Source organism: Pseudomonas sp. GW823-FHT02C05 (assembly GCF_058797595.1).
In genome coordinates this window covers 2,381,814-2,395,739 of sequence record NZ_JBXAJU010000001.1, presented here as the reverse complement: position 1 = coordinate 2,395,739, position 13,926 = coordinate 2,381,814, and the positions used below count along the sequence as shown (strand labels likewise).

2 protein-coding genes are annotated in these 13,926 nt (G+C 64.7%); both read left to right on the top strand.

Annotation, left to right across the window (positions count from 1 at the left end):
* The first annotated feature begins 8 nt into the window (after positions 1-8).
* Complete coding sequence (locus AC1RGE_RS10695; protein WP_492584194.1) at positions 9-3,080, top strand: non-ribosomal peptide synthetase; 3,072 nt, start codon at positions 9-11, stop codon at positions 3,078-3,080.
* Positions 3,080-13,642 (top strand): amino acid adenylation domain-containing protein, encoded by a 10,563-nt coding sequence (locus AC1RGE_RS10690; RefSeq protein WP_492584192.1) that lies wholly within the window; start codon positions 3,080-3,082, stop codon positions 13,640-13,642. Before AC1RGE_RS10695 ends, AC1RGE_RS10690 begins: the two co-directional genes overlap by 1 nt.
* Positions 13,643-13,926: the final 284 nt, after the last annotated feature.

Below are 13,926 nucleotides of genomic sequence, written 5' to 3'. Positions count from 1 at the left end.
ACATCAGCATGACCGACTTTTCCCCAGTAGAGACTTTTCAGATTTCGGCCCAGCAGGCCGCGATTCTTTCCCAGCAGCAGTACCTTGGTCGCCCCCTGGCTGCCCAGGCGATCTTGTCTTTCGACACGCCTCCCGCGCGTGCCGAGTTGGAAGCCGCGCTAGGCGAACTGTGTCAGCGCCACGAAATTCTGCGCACTAGCTACCGCCAGATGCCCGGGTTCAAGCAGCCGGTGCAGGACATCGCCGCGCAGGTTCGTATGCGCCTGTCGATGGAGCCGGGGCGTAGCCTGCAACAGGCCCGTGCCGAGGATCGTCTGGCCCTGGCCGAAGTGCCCCTGGTGGCATCGCTGCTGGATCGTCAGTTGCTGATCAGCGTGGCCTTGGCCAGTTGTGATCGGCAGGCTCTGGCATTGCTGGTGACCGAACTGCAGCAGCTCTGTGCGGGGGTGCAGTTGCCACCGTTCGACAGCCTGCAGTACGCCGATTACGCCGCGTGGCAGAGCGAGCTGGGAGAGGAGGCGATCGGGCGCGAGGGCCTGCAGTTCTGGCGCACTCTGTATGCCGAGCAGCAGAAGGGCGTGCGCCTGCCCTTCGAGCGGCGGCTGGACTTTGCAGCGCAGGTGCAGGAATACCGTCTGGACACCGACCTGGCGCCTGCGTTGCGCCAGGTGGCCAAGGATGCCGAGCTGAGCGTCGAGCAAGCCCTGTTGTTCCTCTGGGCGGGCTTTCTTGCAGGGCTGGGTCAGCAGGACTCGCTGCTGGTGGCTCTGACTGTTGACGGCCGCAGCGACCAGTTGCAACAGACCCTGGGGCATTTCAGTCGACGCCTGCCAGTGGCCGTTGCTCTGCAACCTCAAGCCACCTTGCAGGACAACCTGCAGGCGTTTCGTCATCAGTTGGAACTGAGCCGCTCCTGGCAGGACTGCCTGAACGAGTTGGAGGTGTTCGGCACCGAGGAGCCACGCCCCCTGGACCTAGGGTGTTCCTACGCCGAGGGCGCCGAGGAACAGGACCTGATTCTCGATCAAGCCTACTTCGAGAAGCTGCACCTGCAGGCTCGGGCCGATGCTGACCAGCTGACGCTGCAGTTGAGCTGGCAGCCTCATTTACTGCCTGAAGGTATGCCGGCTGCCTGGCTCGAACAGTTTGCCCAGTGGCTGAAATCGGCCGCCGCGCACAGCGACCTGCCACTCGAGCAACTGCCGCTGGTTGGTCACGATCAGGCTCAGCGCCTGCTGCGCGACTTCGACCGCAGCGCGCAGCTGGTCGCCGCCGATGCACCGCTGCTGCACCAGTTGTTCGAAGAGGCGGCCCGGGCTTTCCCCGAGCGTGTCGCGATTCATGTCGATGGCCAAGAAGTCACTTACGGCGAGCTCGATCGCCAGGCCAATCAGTTGGCCCACAGGCTGCGCCAGCAAGGGGTCGACAGCGACGCCATCGTCGGGGTCTATGGTGCTCGTTCCATCGAGATCGTGGTGGCCCTGCTGGGCATTCTCAAGGCCGGTGGAGCCTACCTGCCACTGGACCCGGCCTATCCCAGCGAGAGACTGTCCTTCATGCTCGAGGACGCAGAGGTACGTTGCCTGATCACTCTGCAGCCTTTGCACCCGGACATCCTCCTGCCGGCCAAGCTGCCTCAGGTCACTCTGAATCGGGAGATGTTGAGCGGTAATATCGAAGCGCTGCAGAGCGGCAGCAGTGCCGATAACCTGGCGTATGTCATCTACACCTCGGGTTCCACCGGCAAACCCAAGGGTGTGATGGTGTCCCATGCCAATGCCAGCACCTCGACTCTGGCCCGGAGCGCCTTCTACCAGGCGCCCCTGGAGCGTTTCCTGATGCTGTCCTCGTTCTCCTTCGACAGTTCCGTGGCGGGGATTTTCTGGACCTTGAGCCAGGGCGCTACCTTGTACCTGCCTAGCGAAGAGCAGCACAAGGACCCGCAGCAGGTCGCCGAACTCATATGTGCGCAACAGATTTCGCACTTCCTGGCCCTGCCGTCGTTCTACGCGCAGATCCTCGAAGCCCTGCAGCAACCGCAACTGCGCTGCGTAATCGTGGCCGGTGAGGCTTGTCCGGTGGAGCTGGCCCTGCGGCACCGTGAACGGCTGCCCGAGACCTTGCTGGTCAATGAATACGGCCCTTCGGAAAGTGCGGTCTGGTGTTCGGCGTTCGCCGTGGAGCAGCCGCCTGTGGATGAGCGGGTGGCCATCGGTGGTGCTATCGCCGGTACGCGCCTGCGGGTGCTGGATGAAGAGGCCGGGCTGGCCGGTATCGGTCGCGAGGGCGAGTTGTTCATCGGTGGTCCGGGCCTGGCCCGTGGTTACCTCAAGCGTCCGGCCCTGACTGCCAGCCGCTTCCTCCCGGACCCGTTCGCCACTACGCCGGGCGCTCGTCTGTATCGTACCGGGGACCGGGTCAGCAGCCTGCCCCAAGGGGAGCTCGATTATCTCGGACGGATAGACTTCCAACTGAAGATCCGCGGCTTCCGCATCGAGCTCGGTGAAATCGAGAGCCTGCTGGGACAAGCCGCCAATGTGCGCGAAGCCGCTGTAGTGGCGCGGGACACGGCCGCCGGCAAACAGTTGGTGGCGTATGTGGTGCTGGCCCGGGCCGACGATCGCGAGGCCCAGGAACAGGCATTGCTGGCCCAACTGCGCGAACAATTGCCCGAGTACATGGTGCCGTCTTTCCTCAGTGTCCTGGAGCGTTTCCCGCTGACCCCCAACGGCAAGCTGGATCGCAATGCCCTCAGTGCCCTGGAGTTGCAAGGCAGCGCCTACGTGGCGCCGCGCAACGAGCTGGAGGCCACCCTGGCCGCCATCTGGCAAGAGGCTCTGCAACTGGAGCGGGTGGGTGTGCATGACAACTTCTTCGCCCTGGGCGGCCACTCGCTGCTGGCCACGCGCATTCGCTCCAAGGTTCAGAGCGAGCTCAACCTGTCCTTGCCGCTGCGGGTGTTCTTCGAAGGCGAGACGGTGGAACTGCTGGCCAGGCAGGTCGAGCTGCATCGTGATTCCGGGGTGACAGGGGACAAGGTCGATGCCTTGGAAGCCCTGTTTGCGGAGGCCCAGCAGTGATGAATCCGTTACCCGAGCGCATGCTGGCGCTGTCCAAGCGGTTCGCCGCGTTCAGCCCCCAGGAGCGTAGCGCCTTGCAGCGCAAGATGATCGAGCAGGGGCTGTCCCTGGACCTGTTGCCGATCCCTGGGCGCAGTGAGGCCCAGACGCTGATGTGCGCTTCCTATGCACAGCAGCGCCTGTGGTTTCTCTGGCAGCTGGAGCCGACCTCCAGCGCCTATAACCAATTGGCGGTGCTGCGCTTGCAGGGCGACCTGCAGGATGCTGATCTGCAACGCAGTATCCAGTACCTGATCGATCGCCATGAAGTGCTGCGCAGCACCTTCAGCCTGCACGGTCAGCAAGTGATGCAGGTGATTCATCCCCGGCGTGAATTCCTCCTGCAACGCCTGGATTACAGCCACCTTGAGGACGCCGGCCCGCAGGTGTCCGAACAGGTGGCGGAGCAGAGCGAACATTCCTTCGATTTGGAACACGACCTGCTGTTGCGGGCGACCCTGATCAAGCTCGGGCCCCAGGAGCATGTGCTGCTGTTCTGCACCCATCACATCATCAGTGATGCCTGGTCGCTGCCGATCCTGGTGGGCGAGGTGACCAGCGCCTATGAGCACTGGCGCCAATACCAGCGTGCGCCGGAGCTGGCGCCGCTGGCGGTGCAGTACGCCGATTTCGCCGTTTGGCAGCGCCTGTGGCTGGAAGCCGGTGAAGCCGAGCGGCAGTTGCAGTACTGGCGTGAGCGCCTGGGCAGTGAACCCTTGACCCTGGAACTGCCCCTGGACCGGCCGCGGCCGCCCGTGCGCAGTGCCCGGGGCGGACGTCACACCCTGGTCTTCGAGCAGGACCTGGACCGTGGTTTGCGGGAACTGGCCGCGAGTGCCTGCTGCACGCTGTTCATGGTGCTGCTGGCCTCCCTGCAGGTGCTGCTGCAGCGCTACAGCGGTGCCCGCAGCATTCGCGTGGGCACGCCTGTGGCCAACCGCACCCGGGCTGAAGTCGAGGGGCTGATCGGCTTTTTCGTCAACACCCAGGTGTTGCAGGCCGAGATCGACCCGCAGCAGTCATTCAGCGCCTTGCTGGCCCAGGTCAAGACCCGGGTGCTGGAGGCCCAGGCTCATCAGGATTTGCCGTTCGAGCAACTGGTCGATGCGCTGCAGCCTGAGCGCAGCTTGAACCAGAGCCCGTTGTTCCAGGTGCTGTATAACCACCTGGCGGGGGACAACGAAGGGGCGCGGGTGGAGATTCCAGGGCTGCGAATCGAGGCCCTGGCCAGCGATAGCGAATCCGTGCGGTTCGACCTGACCTTCAATACCCATGAAGAAGGCGGGCGTCTGCATGGGGCGCTGGTCTACGCCAGTGACCTGTTCGATCCGCAGACCATCGAGCAGATGGCCCGGCATTGGCACAACCTGTTGCAAGCTGTAGTTCGCGAGCCGCAGCGTCGCCTGGGCGAACTGCCCATGCTGGATGCGGCGGAGCGCGAACAGATATTGGAACACTGGAATGTCGGCACCGCCTTCGAGCGTCCACCCTTGTCGGTACCGGCCTGCGTCGAGGCGCATGCAATGCGCAGCCCGGATGCGCTGGCCGTGGTCTGCGCCGGGCGGCAGCTGACGTATCAACAGCTCAATGCGCAGGCCAATCGTCTGGCCCGTCAGCTGCGTGGGCGCGGAGTGGGGCCGGATGTGCTGGTGGGTATCGCCGCGCATCGTTCGATCGAGATGATCGTGGGCCTGTTGGCTGTGCTCAAGGCTGGCGGCGCCTACGTGCCTCTGGACCCCGAATACCCGCAGGAACGCCTCAACGGCATGATTGAGGACAGCGGCATTACCCAGTTGCTGGCCCAAGAGCAGTTGATCGGGCGTTTTGCCGATCTTCCCGGGCTCTGTGTCGAGCCCCTCGAGGATTCGCCGGTGCGTCAGGCCCTGAGTGCCGACAACCTCGACCCGCTTACGGCCCCCGGGCACCTGGCGTATGTGATCTTCACCTCCGGCTCCACGGGCCGGGCCAAAGGGGTGACCATCAGTCACGGCGCCCTGGCCAACTACGTGGCGGCCATTCACCAGCGCCTGCCGCTGGCGTCGGCCCGCAGCATGGCGCTGGTGTCCACGCCGGCGGCGGACCTTGGGCACACGGTGCTGTTCGGTGCCCTGTGCGGCGGCCAGGCGCTGCACGTGATCAGCGCCGATCTGGCGGTGGACGGTGCGGGCCTGGGCCAGTACCTGCAACAGCAACAGATCGATGTGTTGAAAATTGTCCCTTCGCACCTGGCGGCCCTGCTGGGTGAGGACAATGCTGCGGTGCTGCCTCGTCAATGCCTGGTATTGGGTGGCGAAGCCTGCCCGGTGAGCCTGGTGGAGCGCATCCAGCGCCTGGCGCCGCAGTGCCGGATCGTCAACCACTACGGGCCGACTGAAAGCACCGTGGGCGCCCTGACCCAGGCCGTGGACGGTGACTGGTCCCAGGCCGCGTCGATTCCCATGGGCCGGCCGCTGACCAATGTCCGTGCCTATGTGCTGGACAGCGAAGGCCAGCCGGCGGCCATCGGTAGCCTGGGCGAACTGTATCTGGCCGGTGCCGGGCTGGCCCGTGATTACCATCGGCGCCCTGAGCTGACCGCTGCCAGCTTCATCCCCGATCCTTTCGACCTGCAGGGCGGCGCCCGGCTGTACCGCACTGGCGATCAGGTGCGCTACCGCCGCGACGGCAGCATCGAGTTCTGTGGCCGCATCGATCAGCAGATCAAGATTCGTGGCTTCCGCGTCGAGCCGGGAGAAATCCAGGCCTGCCTGCACAGCCATCCCTGGATTCGCGAGTGTGCGGTACTGGCGCTGGATGGACCCCAGGGCAAGCAACTGGTGGCCTATCTGGTATGTCAGCCTGGGCTCGATCCAGAACACTGCAAGGATGTCCTCAAGCAGCATATGAACGCGCGCCTGTCGGCGCATCAGGTTCCCAGCTATCTGCTGTTGCTGCCGGCGCTCCCTCTCAGCCCCAACGGCAAGCTCGATCGCCAGGCCCTGCCGCGCCCTGAGCAGGGCCCTGCGCAGGACCTCTACCGTGCTCCACAGAACCCAGTGCAGCAGACCCTGGTGGGTATCTGGCAGGAGGTCCTGAACCAGCCGCGGATCGGTATCAACGATAATTTCTTCGAACTGGGTGGTGACTCGATCATTGCCATCCAGATGGTCAGCCGGGCCCGTCAGGCTGGCTTGCAGATTTCCTCCAGGGACGTATTCCGTTGCCAGAGCATTCTTGAACTGGCGGCGGTGGCCAAGCAGGGCACGGCCTTGCGCATCGATCAGGGACCGGTGCGTGGCACGATGCCGTTGACGCCGATCCAGCAAGTGTTCTTTGCCAGCGACATTCCCCAGCGCCATCACTGGAATCAGTCGCTGCTGCTGACTCCGCGCGAGCCGCTGCAGGTGCCGCTGTTGGAGCTAGCCCTGAACCAGCTGCAGGTGCAGCATGATGCGTTGCGCCTGAGGTATCGGCAGAGCGCCGGCCTATGGCAGGCCGAACACCAGGATCATCCCGAGCCGGTCAGCCTCTGGCGGCAGCAGGTGGCGGATGCCGAGGCGATTCAGGCACTGGGACAACGAGCCCAGAGCAGTCTCGACCTGGAACAGGGGCCGCTGTTGCGCGCGGTGCTGATGGACCTGGACGATGGCAGCCAGCGTTTGCTGCTGGTCATCCATCACCTGGTGGTGGACGGCGTGTCCTGGCGGATTCTGCTTGAAGACCTGCAAAGCCTTTATCGGCAGTTGGCCGAGGGTGCAGCAGCGGTCCTGCCTTCCAAGACCAGTGCTTTCCAGGATTGGGTCGTGCACCTGCAAGACTGGGCGCAGCGCCTTGGGCACACCGACGAACTGGATTACTGGTGCCGGCAACTGGAGCAGGCGCCTCAGGGCCTGCCCCTGGACTATCCCGCCGGGGCGAACCTGGCGTGCCATGGCATGGCGATCAATGCCCGGCTGCCTCGAGAACTGACCACCCAGTTGTTGCAGGAAGCCCCCAAGGCCTACCGCACACAGATCAACGACCTGTTGCTGGCCGCCCTGGCGCGCGTGATCTGCCGTTGGACCGGGCATTCGCAGATGCTGGTGCAGTTGGAAGGTCACGGACGCGAGGAACTGTTTGCCGATGTCGACCTGTCGCGTTCGGTGGGCTGGTTCACCAGCCTCTATCCGTTGTGCCTGACTCCGGCGCAGCCACTCGCGGATTCGATCAAGGCGGTCAAGGAGGACTTGCGCCGGGTGCCGGCCAATGGCCTGGGTTATGGCGCGTTGCGTTACCTGGGGCAGGACGCGGTCCGCGAACGCTTGCAGGGGCTTGCGCAGCCGCGGATCACCTTCAACTACCTGGGGCAGTTCGACCAGAGCTTCGACTCGCAGTCACTTTTTGCGCCGGCCGCGGAAGCAGCCGGTGACGAACGTCACAGCGAGGCGCCACTGAGTAACTGGTTGACGGTCAACAGTCAGGTCTATGGAGGCGAACTGTCCCTGAGCTGGAGCTTCAGCGATCGGTTGTTCAAGCCGCAGACGGTTCAGCGCCTGGCTGATGATTACCTTCTGGAACTGCAGGCGCTGATCGAGCATTGCACCCTGGACACCTCGGCTGGTGTCTCGCCGTCGGACTTCCCCCTGGCCGGGTTGAACCAGGCTCAGCTGGATGCGCTGCCGGTGCCCCCACGAACCATCGTCGACCTGTACCCCTTGTCGCCGATGCAGCAGGGCATGTTGTTCCACACCCTCTACGAGCAGGCCAGCGACGATTACGTCAATCAGGTCCGGGTGTCGGTCCAGGGCTTGGACGTACAGCGTTTCCGTCGGGCCTGGGAGGATGCCCTGCAGGCCCATGACATTCTGCGCACCTCTTTTCACTGGCAAGCGGAGCTCGAGCAACCGGTGCAGATTGTCCAGCGTCAGTTAGCGCTGCCCTTCCGGGTGCTCGATTGGTCGACCGGGCAGGCCAGCGAGCCGGCTCTTGAAGCGCTGGCCGGCGAAGAGCGCAGCCTGTGCGCGCATTTCGATCGTGCACCGCTGTTGCGCCTGTGCCTGGTGCAGACCACGGCCCAGGACTATCAACTGTTCTACACCAACCACCACATCCTGATGGATGGCTGGAGCAGTTCGCAGTTGATGAGCGAGGTCCTGCAACGCTACGCCGGGGTGGTGCCGCCACAGGCTCCGGGGCGTTATCGCGACTACATCCAGTGGCTGCAACGCCAGGATCTGGAGGCCTGTGAAAGTTTCTGGCGCGAGCAACTGGGGCGTTTGTCGACCCCGACCCGCCTGGCGGGCAGCATCGCCCTGGAAAACCCGGGCGCGGATGCCGGCCATGGCGAGTTCCACCATGATTGGACACAGCCGTGGACCGAGCGCCTGGTGGCCTTCGCCCGGCAGCAGAAAATCACCGCCAACACTCTGTTGCAGGCGGCCTGGCTCCTGCTGTTGCAGCGCTATACCGGACAGAGCACCGTGGCCTTTGGCGCGACGGTGGCGGGGCGTCCTTCGGAGCTGCCGGGGATCGAGCAGCAGATAGGTCTGTTCATCAATACCTTGCCGGTGATCGCCACCCCCGATGCGCAGATGAGCGTGGCGCAGTGGCTGCAACAGGTTCAGGTGCACAATCTGCAACTGCGCGAATACGAACATACGCCGCTCAACGATATTCAGCGCTGGGCCGGCAGCAGCGGTGACGCGCTGTTCGATACCCTGCTGGTCTTCGACAACTACCCGGTGGCCCAGGCCCTGGAGCAGGAGGAGGCTTCCAGCGTGCGCTTCGGTGCCGTGCAGAGTCGTGAACGCACCAACTATCCATTGTCGGTGGCGGTGGCGCTGGAGCAGCGTCTGAGCATCAGCTACGGCTATGCCCGGGAGGCCTTCAGCGCGGCGGTGATCGAGCGCCTCAACGGCCATCTGCTACACCTGCTGGCGCAGTTGATTGATAACCCCCAGTTGCAACTGGGCGCCATCGAGCTGCTGACCCCGGCCGAGACGGCGAGCCAATGCGTAGCGCCCGTCGCGCCGGGGATCGAGCCGGCGGTACACGAGAGCATCGGTGCCCTGGCACAACGCTGGCCGGAGCGCCAGGCGGTGCTGTTTGCCGGGCAGCGCTTCACCTACGGTGAACTGGACCAGCGGGCCAACCGCCTGGCCCACGAACTGGTGGCCCGTGGGGTCGGCCAGGAGGTCCGGATCGGCGTGGCCCTGCCCCGGGGCGAGGGGCTGCTGGTGGCCTTGCTGGCGGTGCTCAAGGCCGGCGGCGCCTTCGTGCCGCTGGACCTGAGCTACCCAGCCGACCGCCTGGCCTACCTCATGGCGGATTCCGGCATGGCCCTGTTGCTCAGTGACACCGAGTCGTTGCAGCGCCTGCCTTCGGCCGCCGATCTGGCGGTGCTCGATCTGTCACGCCTGGAGGTCGGGCAGCATCCGCTGACCGCGCCTGCGGTGACGGTGGCGCCAGAGAGCCTGGCGTATGTGATCTACACCTCGGGCTCCACCGGGCAGCCCAAGGGCGTGACCGTGGCCCATGGTCCGCTGGCGATGCACTGTCGCACCACCGGCGAACGCTATGGCATGACGCCCGATGACTGTGAACTGCACTTCCTCTCGTTTTCCTTCGACGGCGCCCATGAACGCTGGCTGACCGCCTTTGTCTGCGGCGCCAGCCTGCTGCTGCGTGATGACAGCCTGTGGACTCCGGAGCAGACCTGTGAAGCGATTCGCAGCCATGGCGTGACCATGGCCGGCTTCCCGCCGGCGTACCTGCATCAGTTGGCGGAACATGTGCAGCGGGTCGGCAATCCGCCGCCCATGCGCCTCTACAGCTTTGGCGGCGATGCCATGCCTCAGGCCAGCTTCGAGCTGGTCCAGCAGGTGTTGCGCCCTCAGTACATGATCAACGGTTACGGTCCCACCGAAACCGTGGTCACGCCGCTGGTATGGAAAACCGCTGCCGGTGAACCCTGTACGGCTGCTTATGCGCCCATCGGCCATTGCGTCGGCGAGCGCAGCGCCTATGTCCTGGATGCCGATCTCAATCCCTTGCCAGTGGGGGTCGCCGGAGAGCTGTACATCGGCGGCAATGGCTTGGCGCGAGGCTACCTGAAGCGTTTCGCGCAGACCGCCGAGCGCTTTGTTCCCGATCCCTACAGCCCCTTGGGAGGACGTCTGTATCGCACCGGGGATGTGGTGCGCCAGGGCAGTGACGGGGTATTCGAGTACCTGGGGCGTATCGACAACCAGGTGAAGATTCGCGGCTTCCGCATCGAGCTGGGGGAAATCGAAGCGCGGCTGATGGCCCATGAGCAGGTCAGCGAGGCGGTGGTCCTGGCCCAGGACACCGCCCATGGCCGGCGTCTGGTGGCTTATCTGGTGACGGCCGCGACCGCGCGTGAGGACGAGCAAGACCAGGAAAGGCTGCGTGAAGCCCTGCGCCAGACGTTGAAGGCCTGCCTGCCCGACTACATGGTGCCGTCCTATTGGCTGTTCCTCGAACGCTTGCCGCTGTCGCCCAATGGCAAGCTGGATCGCAAGGCGCTGCCCATGCCGGAAATGGCCCAGGCCAGCCACGCCTATGTGGCGCCGCGCAGCGATCTGGAGAAGCGCCTTGCACAGATCTGGCAGGACGTGCTGAAGCTGGCGCAGGTCGGTCTGACCGACAACTTCTTCGAATTGGGCGGGGACTCGATCATCTCCCTGCAGTTGGTCAGTCGAGCGCGTCAGGCCTCGATCCGCTTTACCCCCAAGGACCTGTTCGAGCAACAGACCATCGGAGGGCTGGCGGCGGTGGCACAGTGCGGGGTGCAGGACGACATCGACCAGGGACCGGTGAGCGGCGACATGCCGCTGCTGCCGATCCAGCGTCTGTTCTTTGCCGAGCCGATTCCCCAGCGGCACCATTTCAATCAGTCGGTGCTGCTGATTCCGGCCACGCCCTTGAACCCGCTGGCCTTGAAGCAGGGCTTGCGGGCCTTGCTTGAACATCACGACGGATTGCGCCTGCAGTTCCAGCAGGGGAGCGCAGGCTGGAGTGCCAGCCATGGTTCACTGGATCAGTCCGGGCCTGGTCCGGACCTGTTGTGGCAGGCCGAAGCCGCCAACGCCGCTGAGCTGGAGCAGCTCTGCGAGAAGGTCCAGTGCAGCCTCGACCTGCAGCGCGGGCCTTTGTTGCGGGCGCTGTTGGTGACCCTGGCGGACTCCACTCAGCGCTTGTTGCTGGTGGCCCATCACCTGGTGGTGGATGGCGTGTCCTGGCGCCTGTTGTTCGAGGACCTGCAAAGCGCCTACACCCAGGCGCTGGCCGGGCAAACGGTGCAGTTGCCTGCCAAGAGCAGTTCTTATCAGGCCTTTGGCCGACGCCTGCAAGCGTATGCCCATGGGCACGAGGCCCAGGCCGAGCTGGCCTACTGGCGCGCGCAACTTTCGGGCGTACAGGCATCGTTGCCTGGGGTCGAACCTGGCACCCAGGCCTTGAGTCGCGACGCCGGCAGTGTGCAGGTCCAGCTCGATGCCGCGACCACGCAACGCTTGCTGCAGCGCGCTCCGGCCGCCTACCGGACCCAGGTCAACGACCTGCTGCTGGCGGCCCTGGCCCAGGTCATGGGGCAGTGGACCGGACAGCCCTCGACCTTGATCCAGCTGGAAGGCCACGGGCGTGAGCAGCTGTTCGAGGATCTTGACCTGAGCCGCACCGTGGGCTGGTTCACCTCGGTGTTCCCGGTGCGCCTGAGCGCCGCGGACAGCGCCGAGTCTTCGATCAAGCGGATCAAGGAACAGCTGCGGGCGATCCCCAACAAGGGGATCGGCTACGGTGCCCTGCGTTACCTGGGGGATACCGCCAGTCGCGAGGCGTTGCAGGGGCTTGCCCAACCTCGGGTCACCTTCAACTACCTGGGGCAGTTCGACGGCAGTTTCGATGATCCTCAGGCGCTGTTCATTCCGGCGCCCGAGGCCCATGGCGCGGATGCCAGTATCGATGCGCCCCTGGGCAACTGGCTGTCCATCAGCGGCAAGGTGTACGACGGTCAGTTGCGCCTGGACTGGAGCTTCAGTCAGCGCATGTTCGACAGTGCGCAGATCGAGTCACTGGCCCAGGACTATGTCCAGGCGCTGCAGGCACTGGTGGAGCATTGCTGCCAGGCCCGCGGCGGCGTCACGCCATCGGACTTCCCGCTGGCGCGACTGAGCCAGGAGCAGCTCGACGCCCTGACGCTGGTGCCGGCGCAGATCGAGGACATCTACCCATTGGCGCCGATGCAGCAGGCCTTGTTGCAGCATGAGTTGCAGGCCCATGAGGCGGGGGATTTCGTCAACCAGATGTGCATGGATGTGCAAGGCGTCGACCCGCAGCGACTGCGTCAGGCCTGGCAGCAGGCCATGGATACCCATGAGATCCTGCGCAGCCGTTTTGTCTGGGGCGGGTCCCTGGCGCAGCCGCTGCAGGTGGTCCACAAGCAGGTCGAGGTGCCGTTCCAGGAGCTCGACGGCACTGTGTTGAGCAGCGATGCGCTGGAGCGTCTGGCCCTGGCTGACCGGCTCAAGGGCTTCGACCTGGCCCAGGCGCCGTTGCTGCGTCTGCAGGCGATCAAGCTAGGGGAGGGACGCTACCGGCTGATCTGTACCAACCATCACATCCTGTTGGACGGCTGGAGCGGGTTCCAGTTGTTCAACGATGTGCTGGCGGCCTACACCGGGCAGGCCATCAGTCACCGACCGGCTGGCTACCATGACTACATTGCCTGGCTGCAGGCCCGGGACCAGCAGGCGGACGAGCGTTTCTGGCGTGAACAGCTCGCCCCCCTGAAGGTGCCGAGCTTGCTCAGTGATTGCGCGATTGCCCAGGGGGACCCACAGCGGGGCGGACATCGTCAGCACTACTTCCACTTCGACGAGGCACAGACCGAGCAACTGACCCGTTTCGCCCGGCAACAGAAGGTTACCGCCAATACTCTGGTGCAGGCCGCCTGGCTGTTGCTCCTGCATGTGCATTGCGGTCAGTCCACGGTGGCCTGCGGCGCGACCATCGCCGGGCGCCCGCCCCAGCTCAAGGGCATCGAGCAGCAATTGGGCCTGTACATCAACGACGTGCCGCTGGTGGCCAGTATCGAGCCAGAGCAGAGCGTGGGTGACTGGCTGCAGGCACTGCAAGGGCGCAACTTGCTGATGCGTGAGCATGGCTACAGTGCCTTGAGTGATATCGAGCGCTGGGCCGGGTTGCCGGGTGGGGAGTTGAGCGACACGGTGATCGTGTTCGAGAACTATCCGGTCAGTGCGGCGTCGGCCGGTGGTGATGTCGGTGATTTGCGCCTGGAGAGCATGCACAGTTTCGAGCAGACCAGCTCGGCTCTGACCTTGTATGTCGAGCTCAAGGGGCAGTTGCAGTTCCACTATGACCATCGTCTTGCTGCCTTTAGAGAGGCGGCTGTAGAGACGTTGAACCTGCAGTTGGTGCAGTTGCTCTGGCTCTTGGCGGACGGTTCGCCGGCGCGCTCATTGGCGCAGTTGCTGGCGCAGCAGGGTGGGGCTCGGGTTCAGCGGGAGGTGCGTGTGGAGGCTTAGGCACAGGAAGTTGGAGTGAAGGGCGGGAGGGCAGGTGACTGTTCTCCCGTTTTTTTTGGCGGTGGGGCATATCCGGTGCTGCGGGTGTGGCGGGTGGTGGTTCCGCCCTCACTCCGGCCATCGCGGTCAACGGGGCGTTCAGATCAAGACCTAGAACCAGACGGCGGCCTTGCGGCCGGCCTGAAGAGGGAGCGGTGCGTACCGCCCCTCGTGTAGGAGCTGGCTTGCCAGCGAAGGCGTCAGCCCAGACGCTGAATGGCTTGCGGGCCTCTTCGCCGGCAAGC